This is a genomic window from Streptococcus suis (genome assembly GCF_016743335.1).
GTDB classification, from domain to species: domain Bacteria; phylum Bacillota; class Bacilli; order Lactobacillales; family Streptococcaceae; genus Streptococcus; species Streptococcus suis_Y.
In genome coordinates this window covers 95,374-121,538 of sequence record NZ_WCJE01000002.1, presented here as the reverse complement: position 1 = coordinate 121,538, position 26,165 = coordinate 95,374, and the positions used below count along the sequence as shown (strand labels likewise).

24 protein-coding genes and 1 tRNA gene are annotated in these 26,165 nt (G+C 44.0%); 21 read left to right on the top strand and 4 right to left on the bottom strand.

What is annotated here, in order from left to right; translation table 11 throughout:
- Positions 1-13: 13 nt before the first annotated feature.
- The 8 genes from rsmA to F9856_RS01500 all read left to right on the top strand — a co-directional run bounded on the left by rsmA (position 14) and on the right by F9856_RS01500 (position 10,679).
- On the top strand, positions 14-886 hold the full coding sequence (gene rsmA, locus F9856_RS01535; RefSeq protein WP_202105500.1) for a 16S rRNA (adenine(1518)-N(6)/adenine(1519)-N(6))-dimethyltransferase RsmA: 873 nt from the start codon (positions 14-16) through the stop codon (positions 884-886).
- Positions 887-1,088: 202 nt separating this feature from the next.
- On the top strand, positions 1,089-2,819 hold the full coding sequence (locus F9856_RS01530; protein ID WP_202105499.1) for a hypothetical protein: 1,731 nt from the start codon (positions 1,089-1,091) through the stop codon (positions 2,817-2,819).
- Positions 2,820-2,831: 12 nt separating this feature from the next.
- Positions 2,832-5,276: an LTA synthase family protein gene (locus F9856_RS01525; RefSeq protein ID WP_202105498.1), complete on the top strand. Its 2,445-nt coding sequence runs from the start codon at positions 2,832-2,834 to the stop codon at positions 5,274-5,276.
- 126 nt (positions 5,277-5,402) lie between these two features.
- Positions 5,403-6,269 (top strand): helix-turn-helix domain-containing protein, encoded by an 867-nt coding sequence (locus F9856_RS01520; RefSeq protein WP_024409470.1) that lies wholly within the window; start codon positions 5,403-5,405, stop codon positions 6,267-6,269.
- Between the two features lie 103 nt (positions 6,270-6,372).
- Positions 6,373-7,950 carry an ATP-binding cassette domain-containing protein gene (locus F9856_RS01515; protein ID WP_202105497.1) on the top strand — a complete coding sequence of 526 codons (1,578 nt, stop codon included), beginning with the start codon at positions 6,373-6,375 and terminating at the stop codon, positions 7,948-7,950.
- A 33-nt stretch (positions 7,951-7,983) separates the two neighbouring features.
- Positions 7,984-9,576 (top strand): ATP-binding cassette domain-containing protein, encoded by a 1,593-nt coding sequence (locus tag F9856_RS01510; protein ID WP_202105496.1) that lies wholly within the window; start codon positions 7,984-7,986, stop codon positions 9,574-9,576.
- 481 nt (positions 9,577-10,057) lie between these two features.
- Complete coding sequence (locus F9856_RS01505; RefSeq protein ID WP_024379282.1) at positions 10,058-10,351, top strand: antitoxin; 294 nt, start codon at positions 10,058-10,060, stop codon at positions 10,349-10,351.
- A complete protein-coding gene (locus F9856_RS01500) occupies positions 10,344-10,679 on the top strand; it encodes a type II toxin-antitoxin system RelE/ParE family toxin (protein WP_029173734.1) in 336 nt (111 codons plus the stop codon). Before F9856_RS01505 ends, F9856_RS01500 begins: the two co-directional genes overlap by 8 nt.
- Before the next feature lie 72 nt (positions 10,680-10,751).
- Here F9856_RS01500 and F9856_RS01495 read toward each other — a convergent pair.
- Positions 10,752-10,833: transfer RNA gene (locus F9856_RS01495), tRNA-Leu, on the bottom strand.
- A 130-nt stretch (positions 10,834-10,963) separates the two neighbouring features.
- Here F9856_RS01495 and F9856_RS01490 point away from each other — a divergent pair.
- From F9856_RS01490 to purR, 9 genes are all read left to right on the top strand, one after another.
- Complete coding sequence (locus F9856_RS01490) at positions 10,964-11,641, top strand: recombinase family protein (protein WP_202105495.1); 678 nt, start codon at positions 10,964-10,966, stop codon at positions 11,639-11,641.
- 236 nt (positions 11,642-11,877) lie between these two features.
- On the top strand, positions 11,878-13,245 hold the full coding sequence (locus tag F9856_RS01485; protein ID WP_202105494.1) for an LPXTG cell wall anchor domain-containing protein: 1,368 nt from the start codon (positions 11,878-11,880) through the stop codon (positions 13,243-13,245).
- Positions 13,246-13,402: 157 nt separating this feature from the next.
- Positions 13,403-14,278 (top strand): ribosome small subunit-dependent GTPase A, encoded by an 876-nt coding sequence (gene rsgA / locus F9856_RS01480; RefSeq protein ID WP_002940273.1) that lies wholly within the window; start codon positions 13,403-13,405, stop codon positions 14,276-14,278.
- Between the two features lie 14 nt (positions 14,279-14,292).
- Positions 14,293-14,952 carry a ribulose-phosphate 3-epimerase gene (rpe, locus tag F9856_RS01475; protein WP_009910898.1) on the top strand — a complete coding sequence of 220 codons (660 nt, stop codon included), beginning with the start codon at positions 14,293-14,295 and terminating at the stop codon, positions 14,950-14,952.
- Positions 14,945-15,577, top strand: a complete 633-nt coding sequence (locus F9856_RS01470; protein ID WP_202105493.1) for a thiamine diphosphokinase — start codon at positions 14,945-14,947, stop codon at positions 15,575-15,577. The genes rpe and F9856_RS01470 overlap by 8 nt, the downstream gene beginning before the upstream one ends.
- Entirely contained in the window at positions 15,578-16,816 is a 1,239-nt protein-coding gene (locus tag F9856_RS01465) for a DNA recombination protein RmuC (RefSeq protein ID WP_202105492.1), read from the top strand.
- Positions 16,806-17,747: a 3'-5' exoribonuclease YhaM family protein gene (locus F9856_RS01460; RefSeq protein ID WP_202105491.1), complete on the top strand. Its 942-nt coding sequence runs from the start codon at positions 16,806-16,808 to the stop codon at positions 17,745-17,747. The genes F9856_RS01465 and F9856_RS01460 overlap by 11 nt, the downstream gene beginning before the upstream one ends.
- Positions 17,747-18,625: an aminoglycoside phosphotransferase family protein gene (locus F9856_RS01455; protein WP_202105490.1), complete on the top strand. Its 879-nt coding sequence runs from the start codon at positions 17,747-17,749 to the stop codon at positions 18,623-18,625. Before F9856_RS01460 ends, F9856_RS01455 begins: the two co-directional genes overlap by 1 nt.
- An 89-nt stretch (positions 18,626-18,714) precedes the next feature.
- Complete coding sequence (gene purR, locus F9856_RS01450) at positions 18,715-19,527, top strand: pur operon repressor (protein WP_024375765.1); 813 nt, start codon at positions 18,715-18,717, stop codon at positions 19,525-19,527.
- A 26-nt stretch (positions 19,528-19,553) separates the two neighbouring features.
- Here purR and F9856_RS01445 read toward each other — a convergent pair whose 3' ends face one another.
- Both F9856_RS01445 and F9856_RS01440 read right to left on the bottom strand, forming a co-directional pair.
- Positions 19,554-20,420, bottom strand: coding sequence for an RluA family pseudouridine synthase (locus F9856_RS01445; protein WP_202105489.1), 867 nt, complete (start codon positions 20,418-20,420; stop codon positions 19,554-19,556).
- A 1-nt stretch (position 20,421) separates the two neighbouring features.
- Positions 20,422-21,390, bottom strand: a complete 969-nt coding sequence (locus tag F9856_RS01440) for an NAD(P)/FAD-dependent oxidoreductase (protein WP_202105488.1) — start codon at positions 21,388-21,390, stop codon at positions 20,422-20,424.
- A gap of 152 nt (positions 21,391-21,542) precedes the next feature.
- Between F9856_RS01440 and pbp2a the strand changes: the two genes are divergently transcribed.
- The 4 genes from pbp2a (at position 21,543) to nusG (ending at position 24,777) form a co-directional block, all read left to right on the top strand.
- Positions 21,543-23,756, top strand: coding sequence for a penicillin-binding protein PBP2A (gene pbp2a / locus F9856_RS01435; RefSeq protein ID WP_202105487.1), 2,214 nt, complete (start codon positions 21,543-21,545; stop codon positions 23,754-23,756).
- A gap of 33 nt (positions 23,757-23,789) precedes the next feature.
- Complete coding sequence (gene rpmG, locus F9856_RS01430; RefSeq protein ID WP_002940258.1) at positions 23,790-23,942, top strand: 50S ribosomal protein L33; 153 nt, start codon at positions 23,790-23,792, stop codon at positions 23,940-23,942.
- Positions 23,943-23,951: 9 nt separating this feature from the next.
- Entirely contained in the window at positions 23,952-24,128 is a 177-nt protein-coding gene (secE, locus tag F9856_RS01425) for a preprotein translocase subunit SecE (protein WP_002940255.1), read from the top strand.
- A 109-nt stretch (positions 24,129-24,237) separates the two neighbouring features.
- A complete protein-coding gene (nusG, locus tag F9856_RS01420) occupies positions 24,238-24,777 on the top strand; it encodes a transcription termination/antitermination protein NusG (protein ID WP_002940254.1) in 540 nt (179 codons plus the stop codon).
- Between the two features lie 235 nt (positions 24,778-25,012).
- Here the strand turns inward: nusG and F9856_RS01415 are convergent, their stop codons facing one another.
- Positions 25,013-26,083 carry a tyrosine-type recombinase/integrase gene (locus F9856_RS01415; protein WP_172093305.1) on the bottom strand — a complete coding sequence of 357 codons (1,071 nt, stop codon included), beginning with the start codon at positions 26,081-26,083 and terminating at the stop codon, positions 25,013-25,015.
- Positions 26,084-26,165: the final 82 nt, after the last annotated feature.

Genomic DNA, 26,165 nt, shown 5'->3' with positions numbered 1-26,165 from the left:
AGAAAGAACACACATGAGAATCGCAGACAAAAACGTTACTCGTGCCGTCCTGGAACGCCACGGGTTTACCTTTAAGAAATCTTTCGGTCAGAACTTTTTGACCGATACCAATATTTTACAGAAGATTGTGGACACGGCAGAGATTGACCAGAATGTCAATGTTATTGAGATTGGTCCTGGAATCGGAGCTTTGACCGAGTTTTTGGCAGAGAATGCCGCTGAGGTCATGGCTTTTGAGATTGACGACCGGCTGATTCCGATTTTGGCGGACACCCTGGGTCGCTTTGACAATGTGACCGTGGTCAATCAAGATATCCTGAAGACCGATCTGCAGACCCAGATTCAGAATTTCAAGAATCCTGACCTGCCCATCAAGGTCGTGGCCAACCTGCCCTACTACATCACCACCCCTATCCTCATGCACCTGATTGAGAGCAAGATTCCCTTCAGCGAGTTCGTGGTCATGATGCAGCGGGAGGTGGCCGATCGCATTTCTGCCGAGCCAAACACCAAGGCTTACGGCAGCCTGTCCATTGCGGTCCAGTACTACATGACTGCCAAGGTGGCCTTTATCGTGCCTCGGACCGTCTTTGTGCCCGCACCAAACGTGGACTCCGCCATTCTCAAAATGGTCCGTCGCGAGCAACCCTTGGTCAGTGTCAAGGACGAAGATTTCTTCTTCCGGGTGTCCAAGGCCAGCTTTGTTCACCGCCGCAAGACCCTGTGGAACAACCTGACCAACCATTTCGGCAAGTCCGAAGAGGTCAAGGACAAGCTGACGCAGGCACTTGGCATAGCAGAGCTGGAAGCCAGTGTCCGTGGGGAAGCACTTTCTATGACTGACTTCGCACGGTTGTCTGACAGCCTTCAGGAAGTCGGTTTATAAGCAAGTATTGATTGCGGAGAAATCTGCAATCAATATTTATTTTAATGGAAAATTGTTTTTCTGTTTGCCTTGTTCGTTGACAGTGGGTGGAAAGCTTGCTATACTGAAATGTGACTAACTTTTGAAAAATATTGTCTGCAAATTGGCAGAATATTTACAAAAACAAGAGAGGGTTTCCCTCTTTTTTTATGAAGGTATCTATATGTTAAAAACTATGCTGAAAAAGCATCCCCATTTAGTAGCCCTAGGCCTATTTGTGGGCTTTTCTTTATTATTATTGGTTCCCCACTTGCTAACTAAGGGGATGGTGACAGGTGCGGACTTGATTTTCCACTACAATCGTTTCTATGATGCGGCTATGCAGATGAAGGAGGGCAATTTCTCCTATATTATCAGTTTGTATGGCTATCAGCAGTCAGGACGGATTGTCAATGCTCTCTATGGGCCTTATTTTGCCTATCTACAGGGAGCCTTGGTACTCTTGAGTGGGACCTGGTTCCGCTATCAGATTTTATCCAATCTTCTCTTGGGTACTCTGAGTGCCACCTCCCTCTACCTGCTCATGCGCGAGGTCAAGGTCAAGTATGTTCACTCCGTTCTCTTGTCCCTCTTCTTTGTGACGACCTACTCCATTCAGTATTGGTGGGCGACCCAAGGATTTACCAGCTGGGGAGTGGCTCTCTTTCCGCTTTGTTTAATCCCTGCAGTCCGTTTCCTACAGACTAAAAAAGTACCGATATTCCTCATGGCAGGAGCGGTAGGACTCATGTTGCAGGTTCATATGCTATCGACCTTGTTCTTGGTCATTGCCTATGGTGTACTCTTCCTTATTGGTTGGTGGAAATCAGACCAAAAAATGAAGATTATTGGGCAAGTAGCTCTATCGGTAGGAATTTTTTTGCTTCTGACCATCAATATCTGGTTGCCGCTTATTTATATCAACGCGACCAACACTTTGGTACCACCATTTGTTAACAAGAAATTTGTCCTCAATACCGTAACATGGCTCAAAACAGCCTTTCTCTACTATCCCTATCCATTGCCAATTTTCTTTGGAATCTATCTCTATTTTGTAGTGAAAAATTGGAAGAAACAATCGCTGGTTCTGGCTGGTCTTGCTCTTACCTACGCAGTATTTTTGATTTTGTCAACCAACCTCTTCCCTTGGCAATTAGTAGCTGGCAAGGGGATCGATTTAGTTGAGTTGATCCAATTTCCTTTCCGCTTCTTCCTATATGCCAATGCCTTGTTGTTGGCAGTTGTGGGGGTACAGGTTTCAGGCTTGTCAGAAAAAATGCAGAAAATCTTTTCAGGTTTGACTGTTATTTCTTTGCTTGTTTCGGTTGTTTTCCTCTGGAATCAGAGTTATAAGGAAATCAAAGGACATTACTATAGCGATACCTTCCTACAAAAACGAATTCATACGACCTTGTACGGGACGACGGAAGAGTTACAGGCTTCATTTCATTCTAAAGACTTGGGTGAATTTATCCACATTGCTCAGAAATCCACACCTGACTATGTACCAGATCTATCAGAGAAGACGGGACATCTGACCAATGAAGAGTCGGACAATACCTATTTTACCTATCGTGACCAAGTGATTTTACCAAATCAAGAGTTTATCAAAGAAGTTGACGGCGATCAGCTGGTGGTGACTTGGACGGCGTCAGAAGCAGAAGAAACTGCGGTACCAGTTATTGTTTACCAAGACAGTCAGCTTATTTTGAATGATACCGTTTTAGATAGAGAAGATATGATTCTTTCCACTATTGGAGTACCAACGGTTACCAGCAAAAAAGGGCAGAATACCCTTGTCCTATCCTACAAGCAACAGTGGTGGTTACTGCCTGTTATCGTGATTAGCTTGACTGGATGGCTAATCTGGTCGATGTACTACGGCTTTATTTACCGAAAATCAAACCTTTCCTAAGAGAGAAATGTTATGAAACAAATCAATCCAAAGGCAAGCAAGCAATTTATTCTGGTTATGATTATGACCGTTTTGCTGGCGATGGGGCGGGCCCTTTTGTTAAGCGGTGTATCTTTTCCGCTCTGGTTTGTCCCCCTGCCCTTACTTGCCTATCTTATTTTTACTTTTTATATCCTGGTCCTGCTGGATAAGTACGAACAGTTTATCAAGACTAAGAGCTTTGCCAAGTATGTCGGCTATTTTCTAGGCTTTCTGTATCTTGTCAATCTAGTCTATCGGCTCAATGCCAAGAAATATCAACCCTGGAATATTTTTCGGAATAATCTCTTTCAATTTGAGCTTCTATTGATGTTGGCTCTTCCCGTATTGTTGGCATTTTTATGGCGGAAGAAGACGGGAATTCGAGAAAAATTAAGCCAGTGGTCAGCCAATCACTTGGTACCAGATGGCTATTTGCTCTTGACCAGTTTGCTTTCTCTCAGCCCTCTAGCTATCTCTTATTGGAAAGATAGCCATTATGAGAGTTTGGTTGAGAAAGGTTCTTATGTAGAATTCTTTAGCCAGACACCATTGTTTGCACCTATTCATTTTATAGGGACCTATATATTTCTCCGCTATCTTCATAAGGCATTTGTAGAGTTTAAGGCCAATCGGACCAACGTTCACAGTATGCTCTTTATTAGCCTGGCTATGGCTATGTTGTCGCATATCGGTTATCAGGCTTCAATGGCTGGAGCGACTGGTTCTTATTTCACACGCCATCTCTTTCCGGGTGCTATTGTCTTTCAAATTGCCTGCCTCTTTTTTCTCAATGTCATCATTAGCCTAGTTATCAACCGTCAAATCCTATCGGTTGCTGTCATTGCTGGTTTAAATGTGACCTTGATAGCGGCCAATTTCCTAAAATTCCGTTATCGTTCGGAGCCATTGACCCCAAATGATTTCAAATGGATTGGTAATATGGGGATGATTCTCAGCTTTATCAGTCTGCGTGTTGTACTCATATCACTATTCTTTTTAGTGATTCTGTTCTTTCTTTATCGGAAAATTCATAAGAACTACTTCCAAGGAAGGATTGTCGCTTCTATCTGGAAAAGGCTGGCAGGAATTTCAGTTATCGTATCCTTGATTTTAGGAATGGGCTGGGCAATTCGCAATGAAAAAGACCACAAGATTGCTGGTTGGATTCCTATTCTTTCTCAGGTCAATAACTGGCGGAACGTAGACTGGAAGGGCTATGCTTTTGTGGCTCGTTATCGCACTCTTTCATTCCTCTGGTTGCAGCAACTCAGTAAGACCAGTATGGAAATGCCTGAGAATTACTCTGAGAAGACCATGAAGGCTATTGTGAAGAAGTACACCGCCTTGGCTGAGGAAATCAATGCAGAACGGACAGGTCAACTGACTGACCAGACAGTTATCTACATTCTTAGTGAGAGTTTGGCTGACCCGCGTCGGATTCCGGGTGTGACCCTTAGCCAGAATGTCCTTCCAAATATTGAGTACATCATGAGTCAGACTACCAGTGGCTTGATGAAGAGTGACCACTATGGTGGTGGTACGGCTAATATCGAGTTTCAGGTTTATAGTGGTTTGCCATTTTACAATTATAATTCTTCTATTTCGTCAGTCTATTTGGATGTAGCACCAAATATGAAGAAGTTGCCAAGTATCAGCGACCTCTATCCAGCAGATAATCGTATCGCCATCCATCCTTACTACGATACCAGTTACAACCGAAATTCTATCTATAAGCAGCTGGGGATTGAGCAATTCTACACTCTCAATAGTGCCAAGTATCCTCTTACTGTGACGGCTGAGGATTATCAGGGGAATTTTGTCAGTGACAAGAAGACCTATGACTTGATTTTGGATCAGGTACGTTCTGCTGATACCAGCTTTGTGTCGGCTATTACCATGCAGAACCATGTGCAGTGGAACTCAGCTGAGCCTGCAAGTATTACAGCATCGGGTGAGGGCTTCACGGCTGAGGAAAATGAAAATTTGACCAGCTATGTTCGTCTTCTATCCTTTACGGATCAGGCAACCAGAGATTTTCTGGATCAGCTTAAGACCTTGGATAAGAAAGTGACAGTTGTTTTTTACGGTGACCACCTACCAGGTTTGTATCCAGAGTCAGCCTTTGTGACCGATCCAAGTCTGCAATATAAGACAGATTATTTCGTGTGGAGTAATTTTGAAACGGAAGACTACCATTATGATTTGGTCAATTCTAGCGACATGAATGCACTGATGCTGGAGACGACCAACAACAAGGTCAGTCCTTACTATGCCCTCTTGACAGAAGTACTTCATAAGGACCGAGTAGGACAGGCTGAGCGGGATGCGAAAGTTGCAGAAGAACTCAAACTGGTCCAATATGACCTATCTACAGGAAAAGGCTACCTTTTGAAATACAAAGATTTTTTCAAAGTAGCGACTGAAACGACAGAATAAAAATAGACCAAGTCAGATAGCTGGCTTGGTTTCTTCTTTATGTGAAAACACACACAAACATGGGGAGTTGTGGTATAATAATTATGTTTACAAATGATTTTTTAATCGTGAGTGTAGAGGTAAAGCATGAATCGTTTTGGTAGGACATTAAAATTGATAAGAGAGGGAAAGGGGAAGAGTTTGGCGGAGGTCGCCAAGGGACATATTTCTACTTCTCAACTTTCTAGGTTTGAAAATGGAGAATCCGACATTACTGTTAGTAAATTATTTGGTGTGCTGGCAGAAATGAATGTGGATGTGGACGAGTTCGTGTATGCCAGTCAGGATTTCAAAAAAGATGAGCTGACTAGAATTTTGGAACAACTAAAACAATCCATCTATATCAGAGATGTTGTAACCATAAAGAAAATCTTGTCTGAACAATTAGCAAAAGCAGAAAGAGATTCTCGTAGGGAGTTTCATCGGTTGAATGCTATTTTAATCGCGTATAAACTGAGCGACTTAGATAAGACAGTAGTTGTTTCGAAAGAAGATACAGCCTTTTTAACGGATTACTTATTTCGAGTGGACAACTGGAGTTATTACGAGCTCTTGCTATTTGCCAATACCATGGATGAATTAGAACACCAGACTATGATGCTTTTTTGCAGGGAACTAATTGGTCGTACACAGTTTTATCGTGAAATGAAACTACATCGATTGGCAGTTTCTCAAATTTTACTTAGTGCCTATCTCGTCAGCGTTCAACATAAGGAACTTGCCGACGCAATCTTTCTTGAAAAGACCATCAAAGGTCTGTTTTTCGATGAAACGGAAATTTTTGAACGCATTTTATTTAAATTTGGTAAGGCTTTTTATGATTATCGAAAAACAGGAAGTGCCAATGCTATCTTGGAGATGAGAAAGTGTATCGAACTTTTACGAGCGGTCGATAGCCAGAATATAGCAGATTGGTATGAAACGATACTTGAAAAAATAGCGAACGAGAAATAGTTGCATATAGGGGACGAATAAAATCGTCTCCAATTCCTATTCTATAATATAGATGAAAGCGACCAAATGTTTGCTTAGAAATCTATCAAACGATGGAGGGGAAATGAAAAAGAGGAATTTTTGGCTAACCTTAACTTGTATTTTTGCAGTAGCCCTGCTCAATGTTGGCTTTCTGTACCAATATCGCTACATTATTGATGCTATTGCAGCTGGAGATAGACAAGCCTTTGTGTCTTATTTTGTGCTGATGGGGCTAACTGTCCTTGTCATGCTGATCTTTGAATACATTCGTCAGATTGCCAATGTCAGCTATCTCAATCAAGTAGGTTTCCAATTGCAGGCGACCTTTATTGGGAAAATTTTTGATTTACCTTTTAGGCGGTTTGTTGACCAGGGGGCAGGGGCCTATATTTCCCAGCTCAATAATGATTTGGAGACGGTGAAAGAAGATTATTACGACGCTTTCTTTACGATTTTTCAAGGTGCTTGTACCTTTGGCATTGCCAGTCTAGCCTTGCTTAGCTTGGATGGTCTGACAGCTATTTTCTTGATTCTGATCTCATTCTTGCCAGTTGTGATTCCCTATTTGTTTAAAAAGAGGAGAAGGCTCAATCAGGAAGCGATTTCGGACAGTCAGCAGGTCTATAATACAAGGGTTTCAGATGTCTTTCTGAGTTATTTGCAAGTGAAAAATAGCCGCCAAAGACAGCAAGTTTTAGATGGTCTGAACGATCGCTATCAAGCAGTCAATGACAAGGTCAATCAGGCCAATCGAACGACAGTAACCATGCGGCTCTTAGTCGGTTTTGTCTTTTATCTGACCACTCTTTCGATTATCTTTATCGGTGGTTTTCAAGTCTTTTCTGGGGCCTTGACCATCGGAGGTTTGACGGCTATTCTGACCATTTCAGAGCAGTTGGTGGATCCCATAAATAGCATTGCGGCAGCCTTTTTGGATAGGCATGCCGTTAAGAAATTGAAGCAAGAGTTTGAGCTATCTACTTGGGGTCAAGAAACGAAGGGGCAGGAACTAGCTTCAGCTTTCCAGAGTATTCAACTGGTCAAGGCTAGTTATGCTATCGGTGAGAAGCAGGTCTTTGAAGACCTGACCGTAGCGTTCGAACGTGGTAAGAAGTATTTAATTCTTGGGGAAAGTGGTTCTGGCAAATCTTCCTTGGCTCTTATTTTGACCAAGAATAGCCAACTGCAAACAGGGGATATTTACTTTGATAAAACCTCTCTTTCAGACTTATCCTACCAAGCCATTCAAGACAAGATTGCCTATTTGCCACAAGAGGGAGCCCTTTTCCATGATAGGGTTCTCTACAATTTGACAATGGGACGGGAAGTTCCAGAAGATAGGCTGATGTTTCTCATTAAGACCATGAACCTTGACAGTCGTTTCCCAAGTTATGCTTCTTTGAGCGAGGAAATTAGTGATGATAGCGGCCTGTCTGGCGGACAAAAGCAACGCCTGCTCTTGATCCGTGCCTTGCTGCAAGATAAGGATATCTTGTTGCTGGATGAAAGTCTGTCTGCCTTGGATCAGGAAACCTATACAGTAATTGAAGCCTACCTTACCTCTCTAGCTGATAAGACGCTCATTCATATTTCCCACCGCGTGTCCGATGAGATTCTTTCTCGTTATGATGGGGTGGTACGGATTGGGGAGAGCAATTAATTTTTGTCCGTTTGTTCCTATCTAGGAGGAGTTATGAAAAAAATCATCTATCAATTGAGGTTTGTTATTGCTATTCAGTTGGTTTTCCATATCTTATATAGTTTGACCAATATCGTATTACCTGAGTTAAATAAGTATCTTTTTGACCATATTTTTCAGATGGGCTGGACAGGACTTGTCTGGCTCTTGTTGGCCTACGCTTTGACCATCATTGCCAATTCAGTCTTTCAGTACATTTCCCAGGTTTATGAGTGGAAGGTGTCTCAGGGATTCTATGTCACGGCTAAAAAAGGTCTGGCAAACAGCTTGTTATCACAGCCTTTAGCCAAATTTTCAGAGAAGAATGTCTCTGCCTATCTATCCATTTTTGACAACGATTTGGAAACCATTGAGGAGAGTTACCTGAGTCCCCTCATGGACATTATCCGCTCTAGTTTGAGCATGTTCATCTATGCGGTTTCCCTCTTTCTCTTTGTTCATCCGCTGGTTGCGGTAGGCATTATTTTGTCATCTGCCTTGGCGGTTTTCATTCCCAAGTGGATTTCGGGTCCTCTTTCTCAGCGTCAGCGGTCATTTTTACAGAGTTTGGAACGCTATTTTCAGGTGGTGACTGACCTCTTTTCTGCTAAGAACCGCGTTAATAGTGAAACCTTCGGCTCCATCAGTCGTGTCCACCATCGGTCGGTAGAAGAAAGTGAACAGGCCCGTTTTCGCTTTGGGCAATTCAAAACCCTGGCCAATGTCGTCAATGGATTTTCCATGTTTTTGGTGCAATTAACGGCTTTTGGCTTGGTCGGCTACCTCTTGCTACAAAAAAAGTTGACCATCGGTGCTGCCATTGCGACTTTTAGCTATGTTGAAAATTTCATCTATCCCATGAAATACATCCTTTTGGATGTCAATTATATCCATTCGACCAAGGAAACGGTCGCTAATTTAGAAGATTATCTTGCTGGTCAGGTCTTGTCTGAGCAAGTGCCAAGCTATCCCAAGGTGACAGCTTTGGAAGTCAGGGATGTGGCCTATCGTGTGGGAGAATTAGCGGTAGCAGATTTTTCCTATCGGTTTGACAAGGGGAAAAAGTATGCCATCATTGGCCCGTCAGCTAGCGGGAAATCGACTTTTCTACGAGTGTTGGCAGGGGAACTGGCTATGGACATGGGAAGTGTTTCCTATTTGGAACATGATGTTTCACATGAAATGGAAGCAGCTACCGCCTTCTATCTTAGCCAGTTTGAGCATCTTTACCATACCGATTTTGAAAACAATGTGTCTGTTTTTGGAACCTATGAGAAGGGAAGAGATGTCATGCTTGGCTTGTTAAGGAGCTTGCCAACGAGTTTACAGGACACCTTGCGTACAACAAGCGATCCCAGTCTCTTGAGTGGTGGCGAGAAAAATACCCTGTGTCTGCTCCGTGCCCTGATGAGCGGCAAGGACATCTTGCTCTTGGATGAACCGACCGCCCATTTAGACCCTGCCTTGACCAAACAGGTCTTGACCCACCTTTTGCAGTTGGAGGACAAACTCATCATTACTATCTTGCACCAATCAGACCCTGCCATCCTAGACATGTTTGATGTGGTTTTGGAAATGCGTGATGGGAAATTGCGTGAGAAGATATAAAAATGAGGTTGAGCAAAAAGCCCAGCACCGCTTCTCAAAGTTAGTGTCAACATCTCAGCGCAGTGGTTGATTGGCTTTAACAGTCTGGGAGACTGTTAAAGGTTGGAGATAGGATTTGCGAAGCAAATCTCAGCAATTCGTGTTTTATACTCCAAATCTGATCATTACGACTGTTGCGAACAAAGTTCGCTCTATTTCCAACCTCAAAAGGTTCACTGAACCTTTTTGTAACGAACCTTGTTCGCTCTATCTCCAACCTCCAACAGTCACTACTCTGACTGTTGGAGCTATGCGGGGGTGGGAGTGAAACAGTCTGGGAATAGACTGTTTCAGCTCAACAACTGGAAATAAGGACTTGTTGACGAACTCTTCTATGAATGGTCGAGTTCTTTCCCACTCCCATTTAGCGAATATCTTGACCAACTTCTGAAAAAGGGGTAAACTGTATGTACAAAACGTCTATACAAAGGAGTTGGGAATAATGGGAGCAACACAACAGGTAAACTTTAGGGCAGATTCATTTTATTATCAGCAGACAAAGGAGCTATTAGCAGGAGAAAGCATGACAGTTTCAGATGTGCTGAATGCGACCTTGAGAAAAATTGCGACAGGTACTATTGATGCCCAAGAATTTGTCACAAAAGACAGTAGGGAGGATAGCAACAAGATTGCTTTTGAAGAGTTAAAGAAAGAAATCTTGTTAGGGCATCAGGATATTCTAGCAGGTAAGACAAGTTCTCTCGTGGCTGTCAGAAAGGAATTTGGTCTTGACTGATAAGAAAAAATATGAGCTTGTTATTTCTGATAGAGCCAAACAGGATTTGCAGGCTATATATGATTACATTCTGATCAATTTTTACAGCCAACAAGCAGCGGCTAGCAAAATTGATTTGATATTGAAGGCTTTGGAAATATTAGAGCTATTCCCTGAAGTCTGTCCCTTGGTATCTAGCAGAGGATTTGGCAACCTAACTGCCGATGGAAAGCCCTACCGTTATATGCCGATAGAACATTATCTCGTTTTTTATTTCATAGAGGGCTATCAGGTTTTTGTAGCCCGTATCTTGCATTCAAAGCAAAACTGGATAACATTACTTAAATGATTTGAAGCCAAATAATTAGCATAAAGTATCACCCCAAGTCATCAACTCTGACTTGGGGTTTCTCGTTTATCATGCGGAGGAAGGGATTTGAACCCTCACACCCGATGGGCACATGCGCCTGAAGCATGCGTGTCTGCCGTTCCACCACCTCCGCTTGCTTTTTATTATACTATTTTTTTCTTGACTTGGCTAGGGGAAAATGGAATGATTATCAAACCATGATCACATGTTCATCAGACCTTTTATACCAATCCCCGCTACAATAGTAGAACAAGGAGGAAAATATGAAGAAAATCATCAAGCAATACCAAGAAAAAGGCACTGTCGTCATTGGCTACGCTCGTGTGAGTTCGAGGGACAATCGGCAAGAACTGGGGCTAGAAGTTCAAAAAGAAGCCCTACACTTCTGTGACAGACTCTACATGGAAAAGGAATCGGGAGGTCATCAAGACCGCCCACAACTTCAAAAAGCTATCAGGCTAGCCAAAGCCTGTGCTGAAAGCGGGATAGAGACCAGTTTTGTAGTCTATAAGCTAGACCGCCTAACCAGAAAGATGCTCCATCTGTCTGCTATCATCTCAGACTTGACTAGCCACCATATCCGCCTGCAATCCGTCCACGAACAAATCGAAACAGACTCGCTGACAGGTCGATTCTTCTGCCTCATGCTAGGCTATGTGGCAGAATGGGAACTCCAAGCCATTTCTGACCGCACCAAAGATGGTCTGCGTAAGGCCAGAGAACGTGGTGTAAAATTGGGCAATAAGGGTATTTCAAAATCAAAAGAAAAACAAGTGATTCAGAGCTATGTGGCAGAAGAAACAACCATCCGAGACATGGTCAACCAGTTGAATATTTCAACAGCGACCATCTATCATGTCTTAAAACGAAATAATATCCCATTTCGCAGTCAAAAAGCACATAATTCTTTGACAGAAACAGCACAAAATGATAAACTGTAGGCGAATATGTGTGTTTTAGTAGACGGTCGTCTGTTAAAACAATCAAAGTCATCAATAAAAAACATTCAAAATGCTGATTTGACTGGTTTTTCAAGCCTTTCCAGGTCGGCATTTTTTTGATTTTTCCTTGTTTTAGTTAACGACCCTTAACTAAAACACCTACAAACCCTATTGTAGCAGGGGTTTATAAGATGTTTAAAAGGAAAGGAAAGGTCAAGAGACCTTAGGAAAATATGATGAATGCAAAAAAATTGGTTAAATGGGGCGTAGCCCTTACGTCTAGCCTTGTTTTGGGTGGGGTAGGTATTCCTACTGGTAGCCAGTTTGTAGGAGAGGCTGTAGTTTATGCAGAAGATCAGCCAGTAGAGACTGTCACCTATCGAATTTATTATTATATAGATGATATCCCAGAAGATGGTGTAATTCGTGTTCCATCATATACGAGCATTGCCCCCTATAAAGAGGGAACTATCTCCAAAGGAGAAACCATAATAGAGAAGGCTCCTCATATAGATGGATACGTCCTTGCCGATTGGTCTTCGGCTGAGACGGTTGTAACCTATGATAGTTTCACTGGCGAAAATGTTTGGCATGACACAGATTGGGTTCCAGCTACAGGTTTTTTCTATAAGAAAGTTGAAACACCAGTGGAAACCCCAGTTGAGAAGCCAGCCGAGACTCCGACAGACCAGCCAACTGAAAAACCAGCTACAACACCAACAGAAAAACCAGTTGAGAAGCCAGCCGACCAGCCAACTGAGCAACCAGTCGAACAACCAACTGAACAACCAGTTGCAACCCCAGCTGACCAGCCAGTTGAAAAACCAATTTCGGTACTAATAGGTGCAATTTCAGAAGTTGATGGTCCATTATCTCATTACTATGTTACCATCAACCCGGGAGAAACAAAGACGGTAGAAACACCCAAAGTTGATGGATACAAGTTGGACCAATACACTAGTCCAACCTATGAACTTACCTATGATAATGCCTTAAAGCAACTAAACTCTGCTGGTTTTGCATGGGTTCAATTCTGGATGATTAAGGACGCCGCTCCAGAAACCCCAGTCGAACAACCAACTGAACAACCAACTGAACAACCAGTTGAAACTCCAGCCGAACAACCAACTGAACAACCAACTGAAAAACCAGTTGAAACCCCAATTGAAAAACCAGTTGAAACTCCAGCTGAAAAACCAGCTGAAACTAAACCAGTTGAACAGCCGGTCGAAGTTCCAGTTGAAAAACCAGCTGAACAACTAGGCGAAACCTCGGCAGAACAACCAGTTGAAACCCCAGCCGAACAGCCGGTCGAACAACCAGTTGACACTCCGACAGACAAACCAGTTGAACAGCTAACAGATGCCTCGTCCTTAACTGACCAGACAGCTGGTAAGGCTCAACCAGTCGTAACAACCGACAAGAAAAAGGTAGACAAGTCCGCTCCAAGCACTCCTGCTGTTAAACCAGAGGAAGGCTCTCAGACTACTGCCAAAACCTTGCCAAAAACAGGTGATAGTAGCTCTATGCTCCTAGTTTTAGGAGGCATCTTGTCCGGTCTTTCAGGTCTCGGACTAGCTGCCACATCACGCAAAAGAGACTAGTCCATCTATGTATACCAAGAAAGCTCTCGTTTGAGGGCTTTTCTAGTGCACATATTCCCATTGGCAAGAAAATACTAGCTGTGCAGGACTTGGCTTTACTCCCTTTTTCCTAGGAAATTTGGTATAATAGGAACAAGTACACACAAAGGAGTCTTCATTGCAAGGAAGAATTATCAAGGCCTTGGCTGGTTTTTACTATGTCGAGGCAGATGGACAGATTTATCAAACCAGAGCCAGAGGAAATTTTCGTAAGAAAGGTCAAACGCCCTACGTGGGTGATTTTGTGGACTTTTCTGCGGAGGAAAACTCAGAAGGCTATATTTTAAAAATCCACGAGAGAAAGAATAGCTTGGTTCGACCTCCTATCGTCAATATCGATCAGGCTGTGGTTATCATGTCGGCCAAGGAACCTGATTTTAATGCCAATCTACTGGATCGTTTCCTAGTTCTCCTTGAACAGAAGGATATGGATCCCATTATCTATATCTCTAAGATGGACTTGGTAGAAGAACGGGCGGAGATGGATGCCTTCAAGGCTATCTATGAGAAAATTGGCTATCCTTTTGTCTATAGTTTGGAGGAATTGACGCCATTATTGCAGGATAAGGTGACGGTCTTTATGGGGCAGACAGGGGTTGGTAAATCGACTCTTCTCAATCGCATTGCACCAGAATTAGCCTTGGAAACAGGTGCGATTTCAGATAGTCTGGGGCGTGGTCGCCATACCACTCGTGCGGTCAGTTTCTACAATGTCTTCGGTGGGAAAATTGCGGATACGCCAGGTTTTTCATCCCTAGACTATGAAGTCAAGGAGGCGGAGGCTCTGACAGATTGTTTCCCAGAGATTGCGGAAAGCAGCCAGGACTGCAAATTTAGGACCTGTACCCACACCCATGAGCCGGATTGTGCGGTCAAGGAAGCTGTTGCCAGCTCTGCCATTTCCCAAAGTCGCTTTGACAATTATCTCCAATTCCTCAGCGAAATCCAAAATCAGCGTGAAACCTATACCAAGGTAAGTAAGAAATTCAAATAGAAAGTTGGTACTCTATGTCACATTATAAGATTGCCCCGTCTATTTTGGCGGCAGATTATGCAAATTTTGAAAAAGAGCTCAAGCGTCTAGAAAAGACAGGCGTGGAGTATGTGCACATTGATGTCATGGATGGTCATTTCGTGCCAAATATCAGCTTTGGAGCGGATGTGGTTGCGGCTATGCGTCCTCATAGCAAGCTGGTTTTTGATTGCCATCTCATGGTGTCTAATCCTGAAAATCATATTGAGACCTTTGCTCGAGCAGGTGCGGATATCTTGACTATTCACGCAGAGGCAACGGTTCACTTGCATGGGACCCTCCAAAAAATTCGTGCGGCTGGTATGAAGGTGGGTGTGGTGATCAATCCAGGCACTCCTCTTGTGACCATTGAGCCGGTGCTCAACTTGGTGGATCAGGTTCTGCTCATGACGGTCAACCCAGGTTTTGGTGGACAAGCCTACATTCCAGAAGTGGCTGAGAAGATTGCGGATTTGGTTAAACTCCGTGAAGCTAAAGGCTTGAACTTTGACATCGAAGTGGACGGCGGGATTGACGACAAGACCATTCATTCAGCCAAAAATGCGGGTGCCAATGTCTTTGTGGCAGGTTCCTACCTCTTCAAAGGCGATTTGGATGCCAACGTTGCCAAATTGAGAGCTGCCCTCCATGACTAAGATTGCTGTCATTGCAGGCGGTTCCTTTGACTGCCTTCCTGAGCCTGCCGACCTCTATGTGGGGGTAGATGCAGGCTCTCTTCGTCTGCTGGACCATTCCCTGCCTCTTGACTGGGCCATCGGTGATTTTGACTCGGTGACACCTGAAGAATTAGGGCGGATAAAGGCTCAAGCAGAGCGTTTTTTGCAAGCTCCTGCTGAAAAAGATGATACAGACTTGGAGCTGGCTTTAAAGGAAGTATTCAAGGCCTATCCGCAGGCCCAGGTTCGTATATACGGAGCCTTGGGTGGCCGCATGGATCACATGATGACCAATCTCTTTCTGGCTGCAGAGCCTGACATGGCAACCTATATGGAGCAGATTGAATTGGTGGACAGTCAGAACATCGTCCGTTTTCGACCTGCTGGCAGTCATAGGATTTCGCCGATTACTGACATGACTTACATTTCCTTTATGCCGTCGGACCAGAGTTGCCTGACCATTCGTCATGCCAAGTACCCGCTGGATGCCAGCAATTATTTTTTCAAAAAATGCTATTCCTCTAACGAATTTATAGATAGAGACATAGACATTCAACTGGATAAGGGCTACGTGGTCCTTATCTACAGTAAGGACAAGGATTAGATGGATATTGTATTACTTATTTTGCTGATACTGGTCTTGCTTGCCTTGGTTTTTCTTTATGGAAAATGGCAGAGCTTGGCCCTGCTTTTGCAAGATCAGGCAGAAGACACAGCAGACAACTTGTCTGATCAGCTCAGCTATCAACTAGAAAATGCAACCCTCAAACAGCAACAGGCCATTCATCAGGAAGTGGAAAGACTCCGCACGGAGCTTTACCAACAGCTAACCGACATCCGTCAAGAGCTGAATAAGAGCCACTTGGAAACACGAGATGCCACCGACCGCCGTTTGCAGGCTATTCAGGAATCCAATGAAAAACGCCTGGAAGAAATGCGGCAGACAGTTGAGGAAAAGCTGGAGAAAACCCTGCAAACCCGTCTACAAGCCTCCTTTGAAACAGTGTCCAAACAGTTGGAGTCTGTCAATCGGGGACTGGGAGAAATGCAGACGGTGGCGCGTGATGTGGGCAGTCTGAACAAGGTGCTGTCTGGCACCAAAACCCGTGGCATCATGGGTGAATTACAGCTGGGACAGATTATCGAGGATATTTTGACACCTAGCCAATATGAGCGAGAGTTTGCCACGGTTTCAGGCTCTAGTGAGCGCGTGGAGTATGCGGTCAAGCTACCAGGACGCACGGAAGGCGACTATATCTACTTGCCAATCGATTCCAAGTTTCCGCTGGCGGATTACTACCGCTTGGAAGAAGCCTACGAAAGTGGGGACAAGGACCAGATTGACCTCCATCGCAAAAATCTCTTGGCTGCTATCAAACGTTTTGCCAAGGATATTCAGAACAAGTACCTTAATCCGCCTGAAACGACTAACTTTGGCGTGTTGTTCTTGCCAACCGAAGGGCTGTATTCAGAAGTGGTCCGCAATCCCATTTTCTTTGATGACCTACGCCGTCAGGAAAATATCGTGGTAGCAGGACCGACCACCCTTTCTGCCCTGCTCAATTCTCTCTCCGTCGGCTTTAAAACCCTCAATATTCAACGGTCGGCCGATGATATTTCCAAGGTCTTGGGCAATGTCAAGCTGGAATTTGGCAAGTTTTCTGACCTCTTGCTTAAGGCTCAGAAACAACTCAATCAGGCTAGCAGCAATATTGACAAACTCCTAACCACTCGCACCAACGCTATCGAGCGTAGTCTTCGTACCATTGACCTGTACGAAGATGACCAAACCAAGGGACTGCTTGGCCTGTCCCCATTAGATGAGGAAGATAATGAAAATTAACCAAATGAAAAAAGATGAATTCTTCGAAGGATTCTATCTCATCAAGACCGCAGATGTCCGTCAAACACGAGCAGGCAAAGACTACCTTGCTCTGACCTTCCAGGATGATACAGGTGAGATTGAAGGCAAGGTCTGGGATGCCCAGCCAGGGAAAATCAAGGATTTTACTGCTGGGACAGTTGTTCACGTGCAGGGACGCCGTGAGGTTTACAACAACACCCCCCAGGTCAATCAACTGGTTCTTCGTTTGCCAAAGGCAGGCGAGCCCAACGACCCTGCAGATTTTAAGGAAAAACCACCTGTGGATGTCAAGGATACCAAAGACTATTTGAGCCAGATGATTTTCCGCATCGAAAATGCCACATGGCAGCGGATTGTCCGTGCTCTTTACAGCAAGTACGAAAAGGAATTTTATTCCTACCCAGCTGCCAAGACCAACCACCACGCCTTCTATTCAGGCCTGTCCTTCCATACAGCGACCATGGTCCGCTTGGCAGATAAAATTGGTGACATCTATCCCCAGCTCAATAAGAGTTTGCTTTTTGCAGGAATCATGCTGCATGACCTAGCCAAGGTGATTGAACTGACCGGACCTGATAACACAGGCTACACTGTCCGTGGCAATCTGATTGGGCATATTTCCCTGATTGATGAAGAGATTACCAAGATCCTGATGGAATTGGGTATCGACGACAGTCTGGAGGAAGTGACTGTTCTTCGCCACGTTATCCTCAGCCACCACGGTTTGCTGGAGTATGGCAGTCCCGTCCGTCCGCAGATTATGGAGGCGGAAATCCTCCACATGATTGACAATATCGATGCAGAAATGATGATGATGTTGACCGCTTTGGACAAGGTTGGTCCAGGCGAGATGACCAACCGTATCTTTGCCATGGATAACCGCGCTTTCTATAGGCCAAATATCGACTGATGGCAGTTAGGATAGTGTCTCGACAGCCCCTCACCAAAGGCTGGTCCACGGACCAAAAGTACACGGTCCAACTAGAAGATGGTCGCTATGGGCTTTTGCGAATAGCCGAGCGGACAGCCTATGAGACCAAGCAAGCAGAATTTCGATTGGTTCAAAGCTTGTTTGGACAAGACCTGCCTGTGGCAGAGCCACTAAGTTTTTGGGCGGATGACTTGTCAGTCTACACCCTTTATGAATGGGTGGAGGGTCAGGATATGAATGAAGTGGCTTCTAGTTTGTCTGATTCTGTCTTATATGATTTGGGCTGTCAGTCAGGGCAGTTTTTGCGAACCTTGCATGCCCTACCGATTGACCAAAGCCAACGGGACTGGAACAGTTTTTATCAGGCTAAGATTGACAGTAAATTAGCTGCCTACCAAGTAGCTAGTCATTCCTATCCAAATGTTCAGGCTATGATAGACTTTGTTCAGGCTAATCGTCACTTGCTTGAGGGAAGACCAATTGCCTACCATCATGGTGATTTTCATACAGGGAACTTTCTACGGGGCCAGAATGGAAGACTGAAAATTTTAGACTTTGATCGACATGATATAGGAGATCCCTGGGAAGAATTCAACCGTTTGATTTTTACGGCAGACTTGTCTCCAGCCTTTGCGCGTGGTCAGGTGGATGCCTATTTTGAGGGGGCTATTCCAGAGGAATTTTGGAAACTCATGGCTCTTTATGTAACAGTAAATAGTCTAGGCGCTCTTTCTTGGGCAGAGCGCGTAGATCCCCTCCAAATCCCCTTGATGCAGGAACAGGCAGCCACCATCTCAGAATGGTATGCGGACTTTACTCGCTGGATTCCAACGTGGTATCTACAAGTTTATAGCTAAATACGAAAAAGCGAACTTTTTCAAGAAAAAAGGTTCGCTTTTTGTGTTTTTATGTGCTATAATAGGAAAAAGCCAAAAAGGAGAACAATATGAAATTAAGAAGAAGTGAGCGTATGGTTGTCATTTCCAATTACCTCATCAACCACCCTTATGAATTAACTAGTTTGAATACCTTTGCGGAAAAGTATGAATCTGCCAAGTCATCTATCTCAGAGGATATTGCCATCATTAAAAAGGCTTTCGAGGAAAGCTCTATCGGGCATATTGAAACCATTACTGGTGCCAGTGGAGGAGTTGTTTTTACTCCATCGATCTCTAAGGCAGAGTCTGTCGAAATTGCACAGGCCCTTCGTGATCAGATGGCTGAAAGTAATCGTATCTTGCCAGGCGGTTATATCTATTCATCTGACTTGCTGTCTACACCACATATTTTGAAAAATGTCGGTCGTATCATTGCTAATGCTTTTAAGGAAGAAAAGATTGATGCTGTCATGACAGTTGCGACAAAGGGGGTCCCTTTGGCCAATGCTGTTGCTAATGTCCTTAATGTACCGTTTGTTATTGTGCGTCGTGATTTGAAAATCACAGAAGGTTCAACCGTTTCTGTCAACTATGTGTCAGGATCGAGCGACCGTATCGAAAAGATGTTCCTGTCTAAGCGTAGTTTGAAGGCAGGAAGCCGTGTCTTAATCGTCGATGATTTCTTGAAAAATGGTGGCACCATCAATGGTATGATTAGCCTCTTGTCTGAGTTTGACTCAACCTTGGTAGGCGTGGCTGTCTTTGCAGAAAACCAAAAAGGGGACCGTAGCGTAGCTAACTACAAGTCTTTGCTCGCTGTGACCGACATCAATGTCAAGGAAAACCGAGTCGATGTAGAGTTGGGAAATATTTTTGAATAACATACATGCAAAAAAGAGCTGGTTTTTCAGCTCTTTTTTACTATTCTTTCAAAACTCTCCGACCGTGCTTCCACGCTGATTTCTTCGAGTGTCAGCGGGTGGGTCAGGCTGAGTTTTTGGGCGTGGAGCATGAGGCGGGGGGCTACGACTCGACTGTAAAGTGGGTCGCCGATTAGAGCGTGACCGTGGTGGGCTAGATGAACTCGGATCTGGTGGGTCCTTCCTGTCTGGAGGCGACAAGAGACCAAACTATTTTTACCAAGGGTCTTCAAGAGGCGGACCTGGGTCAGTGCCACCTGTCCCTTGCGATTATCGACCACCCGCTTTCTGCGGTCATGCCGATCCCGTCCAATCTTATCGGTAATAGTCCAGTGTGTCTTTTTTAGCTGGCCTTGGCAGAGGGCGAGATAGTCACGGTAGATGACCTTGTCTTCCAAGAGCCGATTGAGAATGGGCAGGATAAAGGGATTTTTGGCGAAGAGAATGGCTCCGCTGGTTTCCATATCAAGTCTGTGGACCACATAGCAGGTCTGACCGACATAGGCGGATACATGGTTGAGCAGGGCAATTTCCGTTGGTTCATTGCCGTGGGTTTTCATGCCTTCGGGCTTGTTGACGATAATCAAATGCTCATCTTGATAGAGTTCCTCCACCAAGTTCGCCTGTCCCAGAGGAATGCTTTTTTCAGGGTAATCTTCCTGGTCAAAGGTCAATTCTAACAAGTCGCCTGCGGCAATCGGACTCTGCCAGTTAATCAGCTCACCGTTGACACGGACGTGTTTCTTGGTGCGGAGGAAGTGGCGGATTTTTCTGGGAATGAGAAAATAATCTTCCAAGACTTCCTTGACAGTCAGTTGGGGAAAGACTTGGGGAATGCGAATATCAATTTTCATCTTATAGGCTGGTCGAGTGCTTGGGTTGCACTTTTTCGTTTGGATTGAGGTAGTTCATGGCATTGTTGACTGCGGTTGGGGCTTCGCCCAGTCCAGTCGCAATCAGGTCGATTTTACCCTCGTAGAAGCAACAGTCACCGATGGCATAGATGCCAGGGACAGAGGTTTCTTGCTTGCTGTTGACGACAATGCGGTGGCGATTGAGTTCCAAGCCCCATTCTTTCAGCGTGCCGACAGATGATTTGAAACCGTAGTTGACAAAGAGGTGGTCAAAAGACAAGGTCAGCTTGTCCTCGCTCTTCACCTTATCGAAATCAATGGCAGAAGCTCTGCCATTTTCCCCGGAAAGCCCTTTAGGGATAAAAGGTGTGTGAATAGTAACGCTGGACTGCTTGAGCTCTTCTACGCTGTGCTCGAGGGCTCGGAAGTTATCGCGTCGGTGGACAATCTGGGTGGTCTTGGCGATCTTTTCAAAGGCCAGGGACCAATCGACCGCAGAGTCACCGCCACCCAAGACGACGATGTCCTTGTCGGCATACTGCTGGATGTTAGACACGTGGTAGTGGACGTTGTCAAAGCTGTCGGCACCGTCAATCTCCAGCGGACGAGGCTTGAAGGCCCCGCCACCCATGGCGATAATCAGAGTCTTGGTCAGGTGTTTGCCCTTGTTGGTCGTTAGGGTAATGACCTCCCCAGGTTCGATAGCAGTCAGGGTTTCATTGAGGCAGATGGTGGTGTCAAACGGAGTCAGTTGGGCAAGGAGGTTGTCGGTCAACTCCTGTCCCGTCAGGCTTGGAAAGGCTGGAATGTCTAAAATGGCCTTCTCAGGATAGAGAATGGCAGGCTGGCCACCCAGTTGGGGAAGGGAGTCAATGATTTTGACCTTGGCTTGACGGAGGTGGGCATAGAAGGCGGCGAAGAGACCGACTGGTCCGCCACCGATGATGGTAATATCATATACTTGTGTCATGGGAATCCTCTTCTTTGTTCAGAATGACCCTATTTTATCATATTTTTGGAAAAAATTCCCTGTCTGTTGTCACAAGTTATCGCAGGCTTTTTTCTGCTAGTTTTTAGGAAATGGTGTATAATGGTACAAAATTCACTAGAAAGAGGTAAAGTATGGACGATTTGCAACATCAGCCGATTGAAGTTCCAGAAGATTTCCAAATTGATCATGAAGACCGACCTAGCCGTCACCGCAGGGGAAATCGTGGCTCTGTTGATAAACCAAAGAAAAATTCACGTATTCCGGAGCCGATTCGTAAATTTTGGCGCCGTTATCAACTGACTAAAATTTTAATCATTTTAATGGTCCTGACAGTTCTTACAGTAGGTGGCTATCTATTTTTCCTTGCAAAGACAGCTAATGTTGGTGATTTACAGCAGGCGCTAAAAGCTACAACGATTATTTACGATAAAGATGGTGCGGAAGCTGGGACATTGTCTGGTCAGAAGGGGACCTATGTAGAGCTGGATGCTGTCTCTGATAATTTAGAGAATGCCGTTATCGCTACAGAAGATCGGAGCTTCTACAAAAATTCGGGCATTAATTACCAGCGTACAATTTTGGCTGCCTTGACGTTAGGTCGGTCTGGAGGTGGTTCAACTATTACGCAACAGTTGGCTAAAAACGCCTTTCTAACTCAGGATCAGACCATCAGTCGAAAGGCTCGAGAATTCTTTTTGGCCCTTGAAATCAATAAAAAGTACAGCAAGCAAGAAATCCTGACCATGTATCTCAACAATGCCTACTTTGGAAACGGGGTCTGGGGAGTGGAAGATGCAAGCCAAAAATACTTCGGTATTCCAGCCAGTGATCTTACTCTTGAGCAAGCGGCCGTCATAGCAGGGATGCTCAAGGGACCTGAGATTTATAATCCTTATTATTCTCTAGAAAATGCAGTTAATCGTCGGGATACAGTCCTGCAAAATATGGTCAATGCTGGTTATATTGATCAGGCGACTGCAGATGCAGGTTTCCAAGTAGACCTAGCCAGTCAGCTTTCAGATACCTATACAGGGAAACAAAGCAATTATTCCTATCCATCCTATTTTGATGCTGTGATTGCTGAGGCGATTGAGCGATACGGACTGAAAGAATCAGACATTATTAATAACGGCTATAGGATTTACACAGAGATGGATCAAAATTCTCAAGCCAGCATGCAGGTGATTTTTAATGATGAGACTATGTTCCCAACGTCAAGTTTTGATGGTACCCATGCTCAGGCTGCCAGCGTAGCTCTTGACCCTAGGACTGGTGGAGTTCGCGCCTTGGTTGGTCGAGTTAACAGTTCAGAGGATGCGGTCTTTCGGACTTTCAACTTTGCGACACAAGCCAAGCGCAGTCCTGGTTCAACGATTAAGCCTCTTGTTGCCTATGCTCCAGCAGTAGCGGCGGGCTGGTCGATTGATATGGCTCTGGATAACCATACAGAAACCTACGGCGATTACACCTTGCATAACTATGATTATTCGACTTCTGATACCATTCCAATGTATCAAGCTTTGGCTCTATCTTACAATTTACCAGTAGCTTATATAGTGAACACCTTGGGGATTGACAAAGCCTTCGAGTATGGACAAAAGTTTGGACTTGATATGGAAAATGTCGAGAAAGTTTTGGGTGTTTCAATTGGTTCTGGAGTGGAGACTAATCCTCTGCAAATGGCCCAGGCCTACGCTACTTTTGCGAATAAGGGTGTGATGAAGGATGCCCACCTCATCACTCGTATTGAAACAGCTAGTGGAAAGGTTTTAGCAGAGCATCGAGAAACAAGTACCAAGGTGATTGACCGCTCTGTCGCAGATAAGATGACAGCAATGATGCTTGGAACCTATACCAATGGTACGGGAGTGACAGCAGATGCGGCCAATTATTATATTGCTGGGAAAACAGGAACAACCGAAACGAGTTTTGATGTCAATCTTGTCAATGATCAGTGGCATATTGCCTACACACCTGATTTGGTCATCAGTCAGTGGGTTGGTTTTGAGCAGACAGATGAAAATCATTATATAGATAGCAGTAGCTACTGGATGGCTCCGTCGGTCTTCCAGACTGTAGCCAATTCAATCTTGCCATATACTGCAGGAACTCAATTCGAAGTAGAAAATGCCTATGCACAAAATGGTATTGTAGAAGTAGCTCCAGATGAAGCTGCGCAAACTGAATCAAGCCTTGGTCAAGAGCAGGTACAAGAAATTTCAGATCAGGCGAAAAACTTGATTGAGCAAACCAAACAAAATCTAATCGATGCCCAGTTACCAGAACGAGCAAAAACCTTGTGGGATAACATTACGTCTTGGTTTGGAGAGTTGTCAAATCCATAAAAACATGGTAAAATGAAAAGGATGGAGGGCTTTATGGCACTAAAAAAAGCAAGCCTAGCCTGTACTGTTTGTGGTTCTCGAAACTATTCAATCAGCCTTTCGAGCAATCCCAAGCCAACACGGTTAGAAGTAAATAAATTTTGTAAACACTGTGGACAATACACTGTTCACAAGGAAACCAGATAGGAGTCACGCATGAAATTTATCAAAGACATTATCCGCATTTTAAAAGATACGTCTTGGCCAACTCGTAAGCAGAGCTGGACGGATTTCGTGTCTGTAGTGGAATATACTGCCTTTTTCGTAGCGGTGGTTTACCTCTTTGACTTGATTTTGTCACGAGGAATCATGAGCTTGATCAATCTTTTCTAGAAAATACTTGCCATTTGTAAAATGGAAGTGATATAATAAAGAAAAGCGAAAGCCTTCGGGCTTTTTTTAGCGTCTAAAAATTCCGTGTTTCCAAAGAAAGGAAGTAACAATGTACGATAGTTTTGATAAAGGCTGGTTTGTTTTGCAGACCTACTCAGGATATGAAAATAAAGTGAAGGAAAACTTGCTCCAACGTGCCCACACTTATAACATGTTGGAAAACATCCTTCGTGTAGAAATTCCAACTCAGACTGTTCAGGTTGAAAAGAACGGTGAGGTCAAGGAAGTGGAAGAAAACCGTTTCCCTGGTTATGTTTTGGTTGAAATGGTTATGACGGATGAAGCTTGGTTTGTAGTGCGTAACACGCCAAACGTTACAGGTTTCGTGGGTTCACACGGTAACCGTTCAAAACCAACTCCACTTTTGGAAGAAGAAATCCGTCAAATCTTGGTATCTATGGGTCAAACCGTTCAAGAATTTGATATTGATGTCAAAGTTGGCGATACTGTTCGTATCATCGACGGTGCCTTCACAGACTACACAGGTAAAATTACAGAAATCGACAACAACAAGGTTAAGATGGTTATCTCTATGTTTGGTAATGATACCATTGCTGAAGTTAATTTGAGCCAGATTGCTGAGTTGTAATATATCCATGCTCCTCATAGCGACAAGCTATGGGGAGTTTGTTGATATTTTGGGTGTCCAAAATCTTTTTCTGTTTTGACCGAATTTTACCAAATAACAAAACAAAAAAGCCCAAAAAATCGGGCTTTTGACTTGTATAAATTCGGATAAATTCCTATAATAAAGGCGGTAGACGGATTTGAAACCGTTGGTATATCAAGGGTTTAGGGCTATTTGCCCACCGTTTGCCCACCAACTAATGAATGTCTGCTAAGATACCTCGTACTTCTGCATGGTGTTTTTCTTTCATCTTTTCAAACTGGTGGGCATAGACTTTCAAAGTTATCAAAATAGTTTTATGTCCTAGCAGTTTAGAGATACTTGCAACTGGGACTTCCTTGAAAATGAGATAAGAAGCATATGTGTGTCTTAAAGTATGTGGATGGACATCTCTATTTACCATTCTTTTCAGAGCAGTATTTGTGGCTCTATTTGACGCTCCGAATAAGATACGACCTTTTTCATTCTCTTTCCAGTAATGCTCTTTAAAATTGAGTAAATGCTTAGCGACGTTATCATTAAAGGGGATCTCTCTTACAGATTGTTCATTTTTTGTAGCACTAAAATCTTGTGAGTCAGAATAGTCCCATGTGTTAACAACTATAAAGACTTGTCTTTCAAAGTCAATATCATCCCAAGTCAACCCCATAGCTTCAGCAAACCTCATTCCACTAACCGCCAAAATATAGAGTGTCATGTGTGAAATATATTGAGGGTTCTCTTGCGTTTTTGAGATGACGTAGAGGTATTCATCCTCTTCAAGATAACTTTCAGCCTCTGGCTTTTTTTCTTTCTGAGATTTAACCACAGCCCCTTCCGTAAAATTCGATGGAATGAGCTGATCACGGACAGCGATTTTGACAGCTGATTTAATATGATAGTGTGTCCGCTCAATAGTGTCTTGTGCGTACTTGGAGCCAAACCGGTTTAAAAATTCTTGGTAGCGTACAGGGGACATCTCTTTCAGTTTAATGTGACCAAAATATTTGCTGATGTGCTTTCGGGTTTGTTCGTAGGAATTCCATGTTTTTTTAACAACGTGTGGTTTTTTATATAGCTCTGCCCAAGCTATGTAGTAGTCAAGCAGAGTGACATCATTATTTGACATGGGAGAAGTTCGAAGCTCGACTTCTCTTTCTTGCCCAGCTGCTCTTGCTTGTGCTTTGGTCTTGAAGCCACCGCAAGTCGCTTCATGCCTTTCCCCGAGACTGTCACGATAAACAACGCGGTACTCATAATATTTACCCCTTTTTCTAACTGATGCCATTTGTTTTTTTACCTCATTTCTGATAAAATGAGTACAAGAAAAGACTTGCCAGATTGGCAATTTTTCTTATACGATTCGCCTT